The following is a 17,521-nucleotide window of genomic DNA, read 5'->3' on the forward strand; positions in this document are numbered from 1 at the left end:
GACTGTGTCGGGTCGTGTGGAACAATATACGTCAATTATTTCAAAATCGGAAGGTTTTCGCGGATTTTGAAATCTGCGCGGCGGCCGATCTGCTTCGGCAGCGGTTCGCATTTCGCCGTCTTCACGCTGAGCGTGCGGACACCGTGGTTCGAGCTGTCGCTGTTTCTGACGAATTTGGTGTTCATCTGAAGGCTGCGCCTGTCGAGAGACTTCCCGATATGGGCCGGAACGCGGACGCTGCTGAACGGAATGTTCGTGCGGACGCCCTGAACTTTGGCTGCGGATGCCGCGGATGCCGTTCCGCTTTGCTTCGTGATGACTGTCCCGTCGGCATAGTATGCCGCCATGGCTCCGATGATCTTTCCGGCGGTGAAATCAGCAACGGGAACCTCGATGTCGGTCGCCAGCGCTGAAACCTGTTTCGACGTCGGATCGATCGTCAATACGATCGGGTCGTTGCCTTGGCTGTCTTCGGTTGCGAACGAGAAGATACCGTAACCGAGAGACTGGTCCGGAGTGAGCGCCTCCGTGAATTTGCCGAGCAGGTTCCCGTCGTCCTCCCGACCGAGCTGCACGCCGCTCATCGTCAGCGTCGACTTGGCCGGGTCATAGGTTGCATACCATTGGGTGCCGTCCTCTGCCGCGAAATCCTGCACGAAAAATTCGGTGTTGCTTCCGACGGTAGGTATTACCTCGAATACATTTTCGAACGTGTCTTCCGCGCTGGCCGCATAGGACATATCGTATTTCCCGATGACCAACTCTCCGGTATAGGGCGGTATGTCCGTCACGAACGGTTCGCACACGATCAGTTTTGTCTTGCCGTAGTTGTTCGTCGCTTCGACAACCAGCGTATAAGAAGCGCCCGGTGTCAGATTGATCATTATGTTCCAATACTTTCCGGTCGTTGCAAGTTCTTCCATCGCATCGGCACCGAGTTCTTTGCCGTATTTAGCGACCGCTTCCTGCAGGGTCAGGCCTCCGGTTTGAATCTCGATGTTCTCGATTATGGAAGTCTTGTTGAAGTAGGTCTTGATCTTCTTCATCTCCGTACCGGTGATCTCGTACACGGCCGATGAGTAATCGGGGTACTTCGACACATATGCTGCGGCATCGGGATAGGCGCTGACTTTATAGAGCGAGCCGGCGATGTCGTTGGGGACAGAGGCCCCTCCTATGCCCGGGAAGTAGAACGATGCTGCGGAAGCTTCGCCGGAAACCGGTTTCTGGGCTTTGTTAAGAGGCAGGGCAACTACGGTATAAGTTCCGGCTTTGGGCAGTACGGCTTCGGCCGAGACTTTCTCGCCGCCTACGGTGAAGTCCTGGAATTCGTTGATGTTCTCGGCTGATCCGTCGGCGATTGCTGCGACAAGCGTAGCGGTTTCGGCCTCGGTCAATTCATTTTCGACGAGAACATAGCGGATGTTCGTAACGTCGGCGCCGTAGGTGAAGTTGATGACGGCGCTCGCAGTTTCGCCGTCGGCGCTGACCTTCATGCCGTCGTATACGGCGGAGAGCGTGTAGTCGGTCAATTCGGCGTCGGGCAGGAGGATACGGAACAATCCTGACTTATTGGCTTTGAGGTTGCCGGCGCTGCAAACGAACGCGAGGGCCTCTTGGGGGAACGTGATTACGCCGTTTACCAGCGTACCTTCCCCGCCCGGGAACATGGCGATTTCATAATCGCCATAAGCCGGGTCTCCGTCGGTAATACCCGTGAACTGACGAGGCATGACCACTTTCGTCGGGTCGCTGCAATCGATGGTGATGTTGACCGGAGTATAGGTCAGTTTGACCTGCGACTCGATCTCTTCCTGCGAACCTCCGAAGAATTCGGTCAGGAACGGCCAGCCGTACATCTCTTCGACCATGTAGATACCCGCCTTCGATTTGTGCTTGTGGATCGTGACCTCGATTTCAGGATTTCCGCCGTTAAACATGCTGCAAAGATAGTCGTCGCGGAATTTTCCGGTTCCCAACTCCACCCAGGGCCACGGGGCAACGACGATGTCGAGCGAACGGTTGCCGTAGGGTGTCGTGTTGTCCTCGTCGTTGAGCAGGAATGAGATAGGATATTCCTTGCCGTCTTCGAGCTTGGTGCGGTCGAAGGTGATCAGCAGTTCGGAAGTCTCCTTGCCGGCTGCGAACGACACCGACGAAGGAATGGTGAACATTCCCGACTCGTCGCTGGCGAGAACCGCCACGGTCAGCGCCTCGTCCTTGGCGATGCGTTTTACCGGAATGGCGATGGAGGTGACGTCGTCGCTGATGCTGTAATCGGTGGTCACATTCTCGGGGAAGTAGACCTGTGCGCCGTCGACCTCGGGACCTGCTTTGAAGTCATCGTCGCTGCAGGCCGTGAACAGCCCCGCGACGATGGCGACAGTCGCCAGAAAGAATATTTTCAGACTTTTCATAAATAGCGATGTTTTTATTTAACAGACTTGACTGTTTGAGTCGGGTTCGGGTTGTTCTTGCCCGAAAGCGCCTTGTTCTGCTGTACGGCGTTCAGCGGGAATACGCAGTTCCACCAGGGGGCGCGGCCGTCCGTGGAAAGCTGGGCCATCGGCGGAGCGTTCGTTCCGGCGTCGCCGTTGTGCATGCCGATGTTCAGACGCTTCAGGTCGTAGTAGATGACGCCTTCGCCCCAGAACTCGATCCGTTTCTGGAAAATGATCTCGTCGATCAGGTCGTTGGCGGCGGGAACCGTATAGGCCGGGTCGCGGTTGGCCATGAACGACAGCAGCAGCGACTTGCCGGTGGCGGCGTCGTAGTGTGCCGTAGCCTCGGCCTCGATCAGGTACATCTCCTCGACACGCATCATCGGGATGCTCGTCACGTTACCCGTGGAATAATTCCGCTTCTCGCCGTTGGCTGCGTGGAACTTAAACGATGCGTAGGGGGCTACCGTTGCGAACTCCTCCTCGGTCAGGGTCGTATAGGGTGCGATGGCGTCGAACGAGCGGTCCGCTCCGACAAAACTCTTTTTGCGGAAGTCGCCCGACGAAATGCGGTTGTAGCTGAATACCGAGATACCCGGCTGTGCTCCGTAACCGTAACCCCAGATAGCCTCGGTCGCCATGTGGGCCGACCACGACAGCAGGTTGTTGAGCACGGTGTCGGTGGTCTGGATCATGGCCCACATCCACGACGAATTGACCGTGTTGAACCCGGTCTTCGGGTCGAGCCACTGGCTCTCGGTCATGATCGTACAGCCCGAAGCGTCGATAGCCTTGCGGGCGTATTCGGCGGCCAGACGGTAAGCGGCGTCGCCGGTCGGAACTTCCGCATACGATTCGGTGAAGCCGCCCAGCCAGAGGTAGGCGCGGGCCTTGAGTCCGTAGATCACGGCCAGCGAGGGCAGGTTCTTCGTCGCAGGCGAATAGTTGGCAAGCAGGGTCTCGGCGGTGTTGAGGTCTTCGAAGATGAACTTGAAGATCTCCTCACGCGATACGCGCGGGTTGTTCTCCAGTTCCTCCATGCTCGTATCTTCCCGGACGATGGGAACGGTCAGCCCCTTGACGGCTTCCAGCTCGGTCTCGTAGGCGGGACGCTCAGGAGCTTTGGCCGGCAGCGCGTCGTAGAGACGGGCCAGGTCGAGGTAGCAGAGCGCGCGGAAAGTCTTGGCAATGCCCATCATCTCCTCTGTGCCTTCGCTCTGGTTTGCGATGGCGATAGCTTCATTGGCCGTGAAGATGAACTTGTAATAGTTGGTGTAGAAGAACGGGGACGCCCAGCCGTTCGCTGCCAATCCGGTCGAGTTGCCCGGATAGAGCCAGGCCTGCCAACGGTCGTAGTACTGGTTGCCGCCCGGCAGGTTGCCGCTGACGGGGAATACCTCGCCGACCATGCGGTCGGTGGCGCCGAAGATGCCCGGGTAACCGAAGTCGATGTGCTCGCCGAGGTCTGTATAGTTGGTGATGAGCACCGTCGGCATCGCAGTGATAAGACCCTCCTTTGCGAACGGAGATTCGGCAGTCTGATCGCTGGTGGCGTATCCGCTTTCGGGGAAGGTCTCCTTGATACAGCCCGAAAGAAGCACGGATGAACCGAGAAGCAGCGCCGTTGTTTTCAGTATGTTGTTCATTTTCATAATATTCGTCGTTTAACAATTAGAACGTAACGGTTACACCGCCCGAGAAGGTGCGAATCGGGGCGTAGTAGTACGGGTTCGTGATGCCGTTGATAGCCTGGCGCGGGTCGAGTCCCTGACGCTTGGACCAGTACCATACATTGTCGCAGGCGAGGTAGATACGCAGATTCTCGACGAGGAACTTGCGCGTGATACGCTTGGGCAGCGTATAGCCGAGCGTGATGTTCTGGATGTTCAGGTACGATGCGCTGGTGAGGAACCGGTCCGAAATAGCGGCCTGGTCCGAGTCGTTGTAGGCAAAACGCGGAATGTTCGAGCCGGAGTTCTCGGGAGTCCACGAATTGAGCAGGTCGTGGTGGTAGTTGTTTCCGGTCGACGTTCCTGCAGGAGAACCCATGTAGAACATGTAACCCTGGTCGAGAACCTGTCCGCCGAGCTGGTAGGTGAAGCCGATCGAGAAATCGACGCCGTGGAAGCGCAGCGACGTGCCGAAACCGCCGTAAACGTCCGGCAGGGCGTCTCCGTGCATTTCGCGGCCCTCCTGCGAGGCCACCGAGTAATCGTCGGTCTTGATGCGCTCCTTGTTCCCGGCGTCATCGGTTTTGTAGGTGTACCACAGCGATTTTCCGGTCTCGGGGTCTACTCCCGCGTAGGTCGGAACGTAGAACGAGAAGACGGATTCACCTTCGGTGAGGAATTTGGTGCTCTGCCAGCGGCCTACGTGTTTGCCGTCGGCCGTCGTGTTGTTTTTGAACTGCTCCGGCAGGTGGGTTACCTTGTTCTTGTAGTGGGTCATGTTGAGCGAGAAGTCCCACACGAGGTTTTTGGTCCGGATCAGGTCGGCGTTCAGTTCGATTTCGAGACCGCGGTTGACCATGTCGCCGATGTTGGTGAAAATGGTCGTGTAACCCGACTCGATCGGGGTGGCCAGCTCGAACAGCATGTCGGTGGTCTTGCGGTTGAAGACGTCGATGCTACCCGACAAGCGGTTGTCCCAGAAGCCGAACTCGACGCCGACATTGAGGTTGGCGTTGGTCTCCCAGGTGATGTCGGGGTTGCCTTTCTGATAGAGTACGCTCGTGACGCCGTCGCCGCTGCTCAAAATTTCGCGGTAGTCGGTATAGCGGTAGTAGGATTCCGCCCTCGATCCGAGGTTGTCGTTACCCTGTGAGCCGTACGATGCCTTGACCTTCAGCATGTTGACCCACGAAGCGTTGAACCAGCTTTCGCGGTTGATGATCCAGGCTGCGCCGAGCGACCAGAAGTTGCCCCAGCGGTGGTCGGGGTGGAAGCGCGACGACGCGTCGCGACGGTACGATCCCGAGAAATAGATGCGGTTGTCGTAGTCGTACTGTCCACGGAAGAAGTAGCCTTCGTTGTTGTACTCCAGGACCGACGAACCCGACCGCGACGAGTCGACGACAGCGCCGCTGAGCTCGGTGTTGTCCGGCGAGAACATCATGGTTTTCGAGCCGTACAGAGCGTAGGATTTGCGGTTGTACATTTCATGACCGAAAAGCAGGTCGAGGTTGTGGACGTCGGCGAAGGTATTGGTGTAGGTCAGGAGCTGCTGCATGTTGTAGGCGATCTCCCGGCTGTGGCTCTTGAAGATAGCGCCGCCCGATTCGGCGAACTGTCCGTAGTAGGGATTCGACACTTCCGTACCGCGGGTCTCGTCGAGCGATACGCTGCCGTTGAGGGTCAGTTTCAGACCCTTGTACAGGGAGAAATCCGCAAAACCGTTGGCCATGAAGGCGTTGCCCTCGTTGGTGTATTTGTTGAGCTGGATGTCCTGCAGGTCGTTGCTCTTGCCTCCGTTGGTGCGCAGGGCGCCGCCGTTGCGGCCGTCGCCGGTATCGTACATCTTGAATCCGTACTCGTCGATCATGATGTTGCCGTTGCCGTCGCGCATGTAAACCGGATAGATCGGCGCCATGCGGATCGCCGTGGCGAATGCGTTTCCGCCGTCGGCGTTGCCTTCACCCTGGCTGTCGCCGTCGTCGTTGGTTTTGTTACCGTTGTTCCAGACGAAATGGGTGTAGGACATGTTACCGCCGACTTTCAGCCACTTTTTGGCCTGGTAGTCCGCGCGCAGACGGGCGGTGTAACGCTCGTTGCTCGAACCGTCGACGATACCCGTGTTGTCCAGGTAACCGAGCGATGCGAAGAAATTGGCGCGGTCCGTCGCGCCGGAAACGCTGACGTTGTACTCCTGACGGAACGACGACGATTTGTAGATTTCGTCGAGCCAGTTGTCGGGTTGCAGGTAGAACTGCTGGCCGTTGGCGTCGGTTACCAGGCGGCCCTGCTTCGCACGCGGATTGAGGCGGCCGTTTTCGCCGATGAGATTCTGGCCGTCGGGTACGGTGAAGACGTTGTAGCCCAGACCGCCGGCATCGGTCGACGTCAGCAGCTTGTTGGCAGCGATGTTGGCTGCCAGGGGAGTGTACTTCTGGTCGAGCGTGTAATAGTTGTACAGCGACTTGTAGTGCATCTCGTAGTATTCGCCGGCATCCTCCACGATGTCGTAAGTCTGGAGCGCACGGGTGTTGATGCCCCACTTGCCGTCGAAAGTCACGGTGGCCTCGCCGGCCTTCGCGCGCTTGGTCGTGACCATGATTACGCCGTTCGCGCCGCGGGAGCCGTACAGTGCATTCGATGCGGCGTCCTTGAGGACGCTGATCGACTCGATGTCGGCACTGTTGATGTTGTTGATGTCGCCTTCGTAGGGAACGCCGTCTACAACCCAAAGCGGGTCGTTCTTGGCATTCATCGAACCGTAGCCGCGTACGTAAATCTTCTGACCGGAACCCGGACGGCCCGACGCGGAGGAGAACTGTACGCCGGCGATTTTGCCGACGAGGGCATCCCCGACGTTCGAGGACTGCGTTTTTATCAGGTCGTCGGATTTGATCACCTTCGCCGCTCCGGTGAAGGCGTCTTTCTTGGCCGTACCGAAGGCCACCACGATCACGTCGTCGATGGCCTGGGCGTCTTCTTTCAGCGTGATGGTGATTCGGGTCTTGCCTCCGATGGCGACCTTCTGGGTTTCATAGCCGATGAAGGATACGACCAGCGATCCGTTTCCGGGAGCCGTGATGGTGAAGCTACCGTCTCCGTTTGAGGTCGTGCCGACATGCGAGCCGTCGACCATGACCGTTGCTCCGGCTACCGGTTTCCCGTCGGGACCGGTGACTGTACCGGAAATTTGCTTACTCTGGGCCAAAGAGAGTAATATTCCCCCCCCCAATAAAGCAATTAACGATAGTAGAATTTTTCTTACCATAAGCGTTAATCTAATAGATTTTTTAAAATAAAAAGTTCACAAGCAAAGGTATGAAATTGCTAACTCGTTTACAAATAAATTATTAAAATAATTTACCAATATAACATATGTGTAGAAGATTGGTTGATAACGGTTACGATTTAGGAAATATCGTCTCGTGGGGATTACAAATTGTAATCCCCATTTTTCGGTGTTTTCGGGCGTTTCGGGCGAATCTGTTAGCTGCGTGAACTTCTGCGTATACGTCAATCAGCCCTCAAAAACGCTCCTGGACCTTATCCAGATCGGTATCGCGATACAGCGTGTCGAGGCGTTTCGAAAGACGCTCCATGTCACCGTCGAGCTTCGAATGGGTGATGGTCGCATAAATCTGCGTGGTGCGTATGTTTTTATGCCCCAGTAATTTGCTGATGGTCTCGATCGCCATTCCCTGCGAAAGCGTGATCGTCGTGGCGAAGGTATGACGTGCTGAATGGAACGTGATGTGCCGTGGAATGCCCGCCAGGGACATAATGCGTTCGAGACAGATGTTGCACCAGCCGTTGCTCGGCAGGCAGAATATCCGTGCATTTCGCTGTATCGGTTTGTATTTCAACAGAATGGCGTACGGAATCGCGAAGATACGCACGTTGACCGCAGACCCGGTCTTGCGGCGGGTCGTGTTGATCCACAATTGTTTACCGTCCTGCTGGATATGCTGCGGGGTAAGCGTGCAGAGATCGATGTAGGAAAGTCCGGTGAAACAACTGAACAAAAACGCGTCGCGTACCAACTGTAAGGTCATGTCGTCGAGATCCAGACGGATCAGTTTGCGGATTTCGGCCATGGACAGGTAATTTCGCGAGACGAATTCGCTGTGCAGTTTGTAATTTGCGAAGAGGTCCTTGGCCATGTGGCCCCGGCTGCGGGCCAGCATGAGGATGTGCTTGAACGCGATCATGTAGATCCACGTCGTGTTCTTCTTGCGTCCGCACTCCTGCGCGATGTAGTGGTGGAACCCCGTCAGGAACTCTTTGTCAAGCTCTTTGAACAGCAAATCCTTGCGATTGAATTTGTCGTTGATGTAGTTTTCGAGATGCTTGTAAACACACCTATATTTATAATAAGTCGTTTTGCTGCGGCTGATGCCCACCATCCGGCTGAACTCCTCGTTGTGATGCCTGAAGAAGGCCAGCAGCGTTTCATTGCGCTGGTCGTTGCCGAAATACATCTCCTTGACCATTTTCGGAGTGACCAGCGCATGTTCGTAAAACAATGTGTTGTAACATCTTTCGATGTGAAAACGAATCTGCGAGAGTTGTTCGTTGACACGTGAGGCAACCGCACTGCGTCCTGCCGCCCGTCCCATACTCACACACCATAGATTCGGATTCACGGATAGTTGCGTGGACAGCTGCGTTCGCTGTCCGTTGATCGTGATGCGTCCCATGATCGGCGTGTTCCCATTGCGTAAAGGCGCATTCTTCTTGATGTAAAACAGTACTTTGAACGTGTTTCTCATTCCCTTCCTAACCTTTATTAAAACAATAAACAAACCGCGATAAAGGTAATGATAAAGTTACTTCCAAACGGTATACTAATTGGACCAAATAGCTTATTCAGTAGGGTTTAACCCGTCTTGTTCAGTAACTCTCTGGTAACACAACCCGGACACACGGAGGCATCGCCCGTATATCTTACACGCTTAGTACCAAACTGTTATCCATTTTCTTGAAAAATGCGATTCGGTACGCTATAATTATCACATATACAGATATTTGTTATTTAAAATCCGGGGCGATTGATTTTTATTTTAAAATTTTATTAAAATTAACGCTTATGGTAAGAAAAATTCTACTATCGTTAATTGCCGTTTTGGGCCTTTGTGCGTATGGATTCGCCCAAAACCGGCAGATTTCCGGTAAAGTTGCCGATGCGGAAGGCAAGCCTATCGCGGGCGCAACGGTTATGGTCGACGGTACGTCGACCGGTACGACCACGGGCACGGACGGTAAATTCACCATCGCCGCACCTGCTAACGCTACGCTGGCGGTTTCGTTCATCGGTTACGAGCCGCAGAAAGTGGCTGTTGCCGGAAAGACGCATGTCGACATTGTGATGCACGAAGATGCGCAGGCCATCGAAAATGTCGTGGTGACCGCTTTCGGCACGACGACGAAAAAGGACCTTACGGGGTCGATCGCGACCATCCGCGGTGAGGAACTTTCGAAGCGTCAGGTTTCGACCGTTTCGAAAATGCTCGAAGGAGCCGTTCCCGGCGTGCAGCTGACTACGGCCACCAACCAGCCCGGTACGGATGCTGCGATCTATGTCCGCGGCGTCGGTTCGCTCAATGCGGGCAACGGTGCGCTGATCGTGCTCGACGGCTCGCCCTATCAGGGCAGCCTGTCCGACATCAACCCGGCCGACATCGAGTCGATTTCCGTGTCGAAGGACGCTACGGCCAACTCGCTCTACGGTTCGCGCGCCGCCAACGGCGTGGTTTTCATCACGACCAAGCGCGGCAGCCTGGACAATCCCACGATCAGTGTCGACACGCGATTCGGTATCAACACCCGCGCCGTCCCCGAGTATGACATCATCACCGATCCGGGCGAATATCTCGAGGCGCAGTGGCGCACGATGCGCGACACGAAGTGGGTGGAAAACGGCGGCGACCTGGCTGCCGCGTCGCTCTACGCCTCGCAGGAGGTGCTGGGTGCACACGGGAACTACAGCCCGTACAAATTTTCCTCGACCTACCTGATCGACCCTGCGACCGGTAAACTGGACCCGTCGGCCCGGCGCATGTACAGCGAGCGCCTGCAGGACGAACTCTTCAAGTCGGGGTTCCGCAACGAGACGAACGTGTCGGTCAGCGGCGGAAACGACAAGTCGGACTACTTTATTTCGCTGGGTTACCTCAAGGACGAATCCTACGTGATCGAGTCGGGATTCGAGCGTTACAGCGCCCGTGTGAACGTCAACACCAAACTGCGCAAGTGGATCAAGGTGGGCGCCAACCTCTCCTATGCCCATACCGTTCAGAACAATGTTCTGGAGAACAGTTCGGCGGCAAGTTCCGCATTTGCCACGGCGCGTTCGTGGGAGCCGGTGTATCCGGTCTACGCGCGTGACGCCGAGGGCAATATCAAGTATGATGAAAACGGCGACAAGGTCTACGACCTGGGTACGGGGCAGACCGACGGTACGACGACCCGTCCCGGAACCTCGGGCCAGAACATCATCGCCACGCTGAAGATGGATACGCGCGACATCAAGCGTAACAACCTTCAGGGCCGGGCCTACGGGGAGATCTATTTCCTGCGCGACTTCACCTTCACGTCGAGCGCTTCGCTGGGCTACCGCGCTTCCGACGAACTGCTTTTCTACAACCCCACGATCGGCGACGGACGCGGAACCAACGGCCGGGTCAACAAAACGTCGACGGACGTTTACGATCTGGACCTGATTCAGATGCTCAACTACAAAAAGTCGATCGGACGCCATAGCATCAACGCATTGGTCGGCCACGAGTACAACAGCTGGGTGCGCGATTATCTGGACGTTTCGAAGACCAACATCTACGACCCCAAAAACCCGCAGCTGAACAATGCCGGCGAAATGGGGTCGATCAACGGCTATCAGGACGTGCTGCGCATTCAGGGCTTCTTCGGCAAACTGGAGTACAACTACGACAACCGCTACTATTTCTCGGGCGGTATCCGCCGCGACGGAACCTCGCGTTTCAAATACCACCCGTGGGGCACTTTCTGGTCCGTCGGCGGTTCGTGGCGCATCGGGGCCGAGAAATTCATGGAGAACACCCACGACTGGCTTTCGGAACTGAAACTCCGCGCGACGTACGGTACGCAGGGTAACGAGGACCTTACCAACTATTATCCCTACACCGACCAGTATAACGTGACGATTTCCGAGGGCAAGCTGGGCACGGAGATCTACTATTACGGTAATCCCGACCTGTCGTGGGAGAAGCAGAAGACCTTCGACCTGGGTCTGGACGTGGGCCTGCTCGACGACCGCATCAACCTGACGATGGACTATTTCATCCGTGTGTCGGACGGTCTGCTTTTCAAGCGCACGAAAGACATCTCGACCGGCCGCGCATACGACTGGTACAACGTCGGCAAACTGCGCAACTCGGGCTTCGAGTTCGATGTGAACGTGAAGATCATCCAGAAGAAGGACTGGTACTGGGATGTGTCGATCAACGGTTACACCTATGCCAACAAGATGCTCAACCTGCCCGACGAGTACAAGGAGGCGGGTATGCCCAACGGCAATCAACGCATTTACGAGGGCAAGGACATCTACCGCTGGGAAATGCGCCAGTATGCCGGACTGGACGAGAAGGGCAACTCGCTCTGGTACATGGATCAGGACATCACGGACAGTGAAGGCAACGTTGTCGGCGTGGAGAAAGTCACGACCGACAAGGCTACCGAGGCCACGCAGTACCTGCTGGAAAAGAGCGCGCTTCCCGATTTCACGGGCGGTCTGAACACCACGCTGCGCTGGAAGAGCCTCGACCTGACGATCATGGCCAATTTCCAGTTCGGCGGCTACGGCTACGATTACGACTTCTCGGCGTTCAGCAGTGCGAATTTCCCGATGAACCGTCTGAAGGATTATGCCGACGCCTGGAATCCGGAGACCGGGAAAGGCTCGGCCCCGATCTGGAACACGAACGACTCGAACATCAACGCTTCGTCGGACCGTTTCCTGGTCAGCAACACCTATTTCAACCTGCGTAACATCACGCTGGGCTACACGTTCCCCGCCGGCTGGATGAGCAAAATCGGAATCAAGAGCGCCCGCATTTACTTTGCCTGCGACAACGTCTTCTTCGCTTCGAAGCGCAAGGGCTACGATCCCCGCACGAGCATGGGCGGTCAGGGTGCGACGATTGCTTTGAACAGCGTGGACGGTACGTATTATTCGCCGATCCGCACCACTTCGGTAGGTCTCAACATTAACTTTTAAGCAGCGACATCGATATGAAAAAAATACTGATATTTTTAATGTGTGCGGCCGTTGCGGTATCCTGCAGCGACGACATCTTCGACGTGGACCCTTCGGGAAAAGTCTCTTCGGAGACCCGTGACGAAGTGGCCAAGGAAGATCCCGACAAGGTGCTTCAGGGTATCGAGGCTTCCATTTACGTGCACTATGCCACCTATTACAAGAACGACCTCCAGTGGCTGACCGGCTTCAAGGGTTTCGAACTTTCGTTCGGCATGGCAGGACAGGATATGGCCATGCTGCTGCAACACAGCATGAACCTTTACATGTACATCAACGACTACTGGCAGGAGGAGTATACGCCGACTTTCAACGTGTGGAACATGTTCTACATTCCCATTGCCACGGCGAATGAAATCCTCGCCACGGCTACCGCCGAGGCTTCCGCCGAGTCGGAGACGATGAAGGCTTACCGTGCCCGTGCGCTGACCTCCCGCGCGTTCGGTTACTACCACCTGATCAATGTGTACCAGTATCCCTATTCGGCGGCGAACAAGGACCTTCCGGGCGTACCCCTGGCCACCGAGGAGACCCTCGGCCAGAATCTGCCGCGCGCCACGATGGAGCAGGTTTACAAGCGGATCACCGACGACCTGGACGAAGCGCTGGACATTTTCGAGGAAATCGGATACGACGACACCGGCTCCCGGACCGATTTCGACGCCAGCGTGGCCGGTATCCTGCGCGCCCGTGTCGCATTGGTCATGGAGGACTGGGGGAAAGCCGTCTCGCTGGCCGACGATATTCTGGCCAAATACACGCTCGTCTCCAAGGAGAACTACAACAACGGCTTCAACCGTATCGAGAACGTTCCGAGCCTGATTTTCGGCTTCAAGATGACGGCCGACAACTGCCAGACGTGGGCTACCTGGTGTTCGCAGATGGACCCCTACATGAGCGGTTATGCGGGTATGTGGGCCGAGCGTCCCATCCACTCCTACCTCTATGAGCGTTTGAACAAGACCGACGTGCGCCGCGGCTGGTGGCTCAACGCGACGGACAATCCCGATCCGAATGCCGCGACGAGCGGTTATGCCTGTCTCCTGCCTTCCAACCTGCCCAATACGCTTGCTTCGGGCGTAAAAGCGCGTTCGGAGTACGTTTCGGTCAAGTTCCGCAGTTACAACGGCGACTGGAACAGTACCGACCTGATCTACATGCGAGCCGAAGAGGCTGTCTTCATCAAGGCCGAGGCCGAGGCGCACAGCAACATCGCTGCGGCCAAGAAGACGCTCAAGGATTACGTGACCGCTTACCGCGATCCGGGTTACGACATCACGGCGACCTCGCTCGACGACGTTGTCGAGGAGATCATTCTCCAGAAACGCATCGAGATGTGGATGGAGGGCGCCCTGGAGTGGCTCGACCGCCGTCGCCTGAATATGCCGATCGACCGCAGCGACGATGCCGCGATGACTGCCGCCGGCGTCGAGAACAACCATATCTACAAGGCGAAATGGGAGCAGGATGAGGTCGGCATGCGTTTTCAGTTGCCGCGTTCCGTCGTGATCGCCAATCCGGAAATCGGCGAAGCGAACCAGAATAAATCGAATTAAGCGCCTCTGTATCATACTTGTCAAGTCCGCTGTTCATTTGGGCAGCGGGCTTTTTCTGATTTCCGGTGCCGGCTGTTTTTGCCGGGCCGGGAAAAAATTACCGACAAAATTGCATGCGGCATTTGCAGTATTGAATTTTTTGCTTATCTTTGCACCACGATAACACGGAATAACCCGTTTTTCGCGGATGGTGCCATAGCTCAGTTGGTAGAGCAAAGGACTGAAAATGCCTCGGTCAAGCACTTGAAATAGACTTATAAAACATTAAATACAAGATGGTTACAGAAATGTAACCATCTTTTTTTATCCCTCGGAATCGGTCGAAAATACACTGGTTTACACAACTTGTGTAAACCAAATGTGTAAACCGAAACGAGGATGTCTGCAACGGGAGTAAACGTACTTTTATACCGTTCCAAAACACTTGCGAACGGAGAACATCCGCTGATGCTCTGCGTAACGAAAGAGCGTAGGCGCAAATATGTCAGCATGGGTATTTCGTTGGCCGCCCGATATTGGGATTTCGACAAGAGCAGGCCGAAACGGAATTGCCCCAACCGAATCTATATTGAAAAGTATATCGCCGACAAACAGCGGGAATATACGGATAAGGTGATTGAACTGACTTGCGAGGAAAAGGCATTTACGGCCAATACACTCGTCGAGAAAGTTTGTGGCGGCTATACGATCAAGACCGTAGGGCAGCTCTTTACCGAGCAAATCGAAGCGTTGATTGCGGCCAAACGAACAGGATATGCCTTATCGGTACGACAGGCATATACCTCGCTCATGCGGTTCAACGGGCATCTGAATATCTACTTTTCAGAGATAGATGTTACATGGCTCAAACGCTATGAAACATGGCTGCGTTCGGCAGGGTTGGCGGATAATACAATCGGGATTCGATTCCGTTCGTTGCGTATGCTCTACAATCTGGCTATCGAACAGAAAATCGTCAAGGCCGAATACTATCCGTTCCGCAGTTTCAAGGTATCGCGCCTGCATCAGCAGACAGCCAAACGAGCCATTCGCAAGGACGATATTTTACGCATCGTTCACTATTCGACGAATGATGAACGGGTGCAGTTAGCCGTCGATTTGTTTGCGTTCTCCTATTACATGGGCGGCATCAATTTCGTGGATATGTGCTATCTGACCGAGAAGAATATCATCGACAATCGGCTGGTCTATATTCGTAAGAAGACAAAGAAACTTATCAAGCTCCCGTTGCAGACGGAAGCCTTGAAGATTCTCGCTCGCTACAATGGAGTATCATTGCCTTATCTGTTTCCTATTCTCTCCTCGTTCCACAAGACGGAAACGCAACAGCACAACCGCGTGCATAAGGTGATTGCCAAAGTGAATATACGGTTGAAAAAGATCGGAGAGGAATTGAATCTGCCGATAGATATTACCACCTATGTTGCTCGGCACTCCTTTGCCACCGTACTGAAAAGGTCGGGTGTCAGCACCTCGCTGATTTGTGAAACGCTGGGGCATAGCTCGGAAAAGGTAACTCAAATCTACTTGGATAGCTTTGAAAACTCGCAGATAGATGCGGCGATGCAGAACTTGTTATGAATGAAAATAGGGGCTACGGATTGTTCCGTAGCCCCTTTTCTTTTACTATGGTAGGCAGATGTTACGCCGCTGCCTCGTCTTTTGCAGGTCGAGCCGCAATCTGTCCCTCTATGCCTTCGCGGTAATTGTCAGCTTCGACAGGCGAGAACCGCTCCTTGTAGAACTGAATCGATGCACCTAACGTGTTCTGCACACCCTCGCGCAGTACCTTTCTCATGGGTGCGCTTCCGAGGAATACCACATGCTCGGCTACGTTCTCTGGCTGGTAACCCAGCGCCTTGCACTCGCGGCAGAATCTGCGGCTGTCCAAGAGGATGTTCACCTGCTTCATGAACTCGATCCAAAACAGATTCTCATCGGCATAGAGGGCAGGCATGAACCGCTGAATACAGCTTGCCTTCACCTCGTTGGTCTTGCTGATCTGCACCGTGAACACGGGCCGAGCCTTGCCCAGCACTTTCCACAGGGCGGGAATTTCGTGCCGCTTGGATGCGGTGTACTCGCGGCGGCGTTCCGTCTTGGGCGTGTTTGCCTTGACAGCGTTGTTCATGTTCTCGATGTTTGCAGCGACCTCGGCTGCGGTGTTAATAGCATTATTTGCCATATCTATAATTACTCCTTGTTAGGGAGGGGCCTTAATTATTCCGCTCGCCTTGCCCAGAGGTTTGCAGGTCATCCGTTCGGCTTGACACTACAAAAGTATAGGCATATTACCCGCTTCATTAGGGAGTAAAAAACTGGGCAATCCACTCACCCTTATCAAAAGTAAACTTTGGAGGTCAGGGGAAAAGTGTAATCCCCGTATTCCTTGACAATGCCTTTCAGGGAAGAACTATCGACCGCAAAGGCTTCGTTACGGGTCAGACGGCAAAAGTAGATCAGACGCGAGATAAGCAACAGCTTGCTGTACGATACTGGTTCGCCCCGTTTCGCCCGTTTCTCGGGCAGTTGGAGGACATTAAACAGCGTTTCGAGTTGCTTATACATAAAAATTTGCTGATAAGATGCCGATAATTGCGTGTCGAATCCATTTTCATAACTGACGCTCCTAAACTCTTTCTGCTCGGGATGCTCCTCCAACAAAGTGAGATTTTCCTGAATGAACCGACGCAATGCCCCTAATACCATCGGGCTGGTGATTTCACAACGGTTGTCTTTCGGAATATCCTTATCATCGGATAGATAGAGACGGGCGTTGGGATGATTCGCCAGATAACTCTGAATATCGGTCAATACCTCATATTGTGATTTTCTAAAGTCAGCCAGATTCAGCGTTTTATCCATTGTCAGATCATAGATAAAGAGCAGTACCAGCCAAAATTTCTCGACATCCAGTCCGTAACCTTCTAATGTAGCGATAATATCCTCGTTGTCGCAGAACGCCTCCCATGTAAAGGGAGGTGTAATCTTCCCATGTTGCAAACGGTTGTAAAAATGAATGATCCAACCGCCGAGCCATCCGCCGTCATTTTCGTCAATCACGACATCGATCTCATAACATAAGCGCAAAACATACTCGAATCGCTCATCACTAATGCTTTCAATATCTTGATAATCCATAATCAGGTAAGAGTTAGACAACCAAAGTTAGCAAAAAGCCCTCGAAACGCCAAGCAGGAGACAAACAGAACAAAATATCCTGCATAATTGTTCTAATTATCTTTTGAAACAATGTTTTATCGGGTTTTTAGTACAAAAATGCAGTGCATTTAAGGGTATTCAGAACAAAATCACAATCACAAATGCGGCAAAGGCCATCTGGGGTATGCTGTATGCGAATCTGTAAGGGGTTATGAATGAGGGCGATTTTTCACAGAGAGTGCTTGAAATATCTCCCCAAAAGCAGCCAATAAACTTGTAAATAGTAAGGATTTTTAATATATTTGTGGTAGCAAATCCGAGATAGGGAATTCTTTTTGCTTCCATAGAAAAATAAGTTTACAAGGCAGATAAGGACAGTAGATAATGCTGTCCTTGTCTTTG

Annotated in this window: 9 protein-coding genes; 3 read left to right on the forward strand and 6 right to left on the reverse strand. The window is 54.1% G+C overall.

The annotated features are described in order from the left end of the window. Positions 1-35: 35 nt before the first annotated feature. The 4 genes from ACGHP5_RS11900 to ACGHP5_RS11915 all read right to left on the reverse strand — a co-directional run bounded on the left by ACGHP5_RS11900 (position 36) and on the right by ACGHP5_RS11915 (position 8,880). Positions 36-2,417: a hypothetical protein gene (locus ACGHP5_RS11900; RefSeq protein ID WP_390566949.1), complete on the reverse strand. Its 2,382-nt coding sequence runs from the start codon at positions 2,415-2,417 to the stop codon at positions 36-38. 14 nt (positions 2,418-2,431) lie between these two features. Next, the gene (locus ACGHP5_RS11905; RefSeq protein WP_290532395.1) at positions 2,432-4,093 is read right to left on the reverse strand and encodes a RagB/SusD family nutrient uptake outer membrane protein; all 1,662 of its coding nucleotides are present in this window, start codon (positions 4,091-4,093) and stop codon (positions 2,432-2,434) included. Positions 4,094-4,112: 19 nt separating this feature from the next. Beyond that, the gene (locus tag ACGHP5_RS11910) at positions 4,113-7,379 is read right to left on the reverse strand and encodes a TonB-dependent receptor (RefSeq protein WP_337756003.1); all 3,267 of its coding nucleotides are present in this window, start codon (positions 7,377-7,379) and stop codon (positions 4,113-4,115) included. A gap of 256 nt (positions 7,380-7,635) precedes the next feature. Continuing rightward, positions 7,636-8,880: a site-specific integrase gene (locus ACGHP5_RS11915; protein WP_390566951.1), complete on the reverse strand. Its 1,245-nt coding sequence runs from the start codon at positions 8,878-8,880 to the stop codon at positions 7,636-7,638. A 317-nt stretch (positions 8,881-9,197) separates the two neighbouring features. On the opposite strand from ACGHP5_RS11915, the gene ACGHP5_RS11920 reads away from it, so the two are divergent. The 3 genes from ACGHP5_RS11920 (at position 9,198) to ACGHP5_RS11930 (ending at position 15,538) form a co-directional block, all read left to right on the forward strand. Continuing rightward, on the forward strand, positions 9,198-12,362 hold the full coding sequence (locus ACGHP5_RS11920) for a SusC/RagA family TonB-linked outer membrane protein (RefSeq protein ID WP_337771631.1): 3,165 nt from the start codon (positions 9,198-9,200) through the stop codon (positions 12,360-12,362). A gap of 14 nt (positions 12,363-12,376) precedes the next feature. Further along, positions 12,377-13,957, forward strand: coding sequence for a RagB/SusD family nutrient uptake outer membrane protein (locus ACGHP5_RS11925; protein ID WP_290532391.1), 1,581 nt, complete (start codon positions 12,377-12,379; stop codon positions 13,955-13,957). Positions 13,958-14,335: 378 nt separating this feature from the next. Next, the gene (locus tag ACGHP5_RS11930) at positions 14,336-15,538 is read left to right on the forward strand and encodes a phage integrase SAM-like domain-containing protein (protein ID WP_390566954.1); all 1,203 of its coding nucleotides are present in this window, start codon (positions 14,336-14,338) and stop codon (positions 15,536-15,538) included. Positions 15,539-15,599: 61 nt separating this feature from the next. Here ACGHP5_RS11930 and ACGHP5_RS11935 read toward each other — a convergent pair whose 3' ends face one another. Both ACGHP5_RS11935 and ACGHP5_RS11940 read right to left on the reverse strand, forming a co-directional pair. Further along, entirely contained in the window at positions 15,600-16,142 is a 543-nt protein-coding gene (locus ACGHP5_RS11935; protein WP_390566956.1) for a hypothetical protein, read from the reverse strand. Positions 16,143-16,297: 155 nt separating this feature from the next. Further along, entirely contained in the window at positions 16,298-17,098 is an 801-nt protein-coding gene (locus ACGHP5_RS11940; protein WP_390566958.1) for a hypothetical protein, read from the reverse strand. Between the last annotated feature and the right edge of the window lie 423 nt (positions 17,099-17,521).

It is taken from the genome of Alistipes sp. i18-0019-D1 (assembly GCF_042852885.1).
Taxonomy (GTDB): domain Bacteria; phylum Bacteroidota; class Bacteroidia; order Bacteroidales; family Rikenellaceae; genus Alistipes.

Excerpts from the sequence above, each read along its gene's own strand:
- ACGHP5_RS11930 (WP_390566954.1), top strand. The coding sequence starts at position 14,336 with ATGTCTGCAACGGGAGTAAACGTACTTTTATACCGTTCCAAAACACTT.
- ACGHP5_RS11940 (WP_390566958.1), bottom strand. The coding sequence starts at position 17,098 with ATGGATTATCAAGATATTGAAAGCATTAGTGATGAGCGATTCGAGTAT.
- ACGHP5_RS11900 (WP_390566949.1), bottom strand. The coding sequence starts at position 2,417 with ATGAAAAGTCTGAAAATATTCTTTCTGGCGACTGTCGCCATCGTCGCG.
- ACGHP5_RS11910 (WP_337756003.1), bottom strand. The coding sequence starts at position 7,379 with ATGGTAAGAAAAATTCTACTATCGTTAATTGCTTTATTGGGGGGGGGA.
- ACGHP5_RS11915 (WP_390566951.1), bottom strand. The coding sequence starts at position 8,880 with ATGAGAAACACGTTCAAAGTACTGTTTTACATCAAGAAGAATGCGCCT.
- ACGHP5_RS11925 (WP_290532391.1), top strand. The coding sequence starts at position 12,377 with ATGAAAAAAATACTGATATTTTTAATGTGTGCGGCCGTTGCGGTATCC.
- ACGHP5_RS11905 (WP_290532395.1), bottom strand. The coding sequence starts at position 4,093 with ATGAAAATGAACAACATACTGAAAACAACGGCGCTGCTTCTCGGTTCA.
- ACGHP5_RS11935 (WP_390566956.1), bottom strand. The coding sequence starts at position 16,142 with ATGGCAAATAATGCTATTAACACCGCAGCCGAGGTCGCTGCAAACATC.
- ACGHP5_RS11920 (WP_337771631.1), top strand. The coding sequence starts at position 9,198 with ATGGTAAGAAAAATTCTACTATCGTTAATTGCCGTTTTGGGCCTTTGT.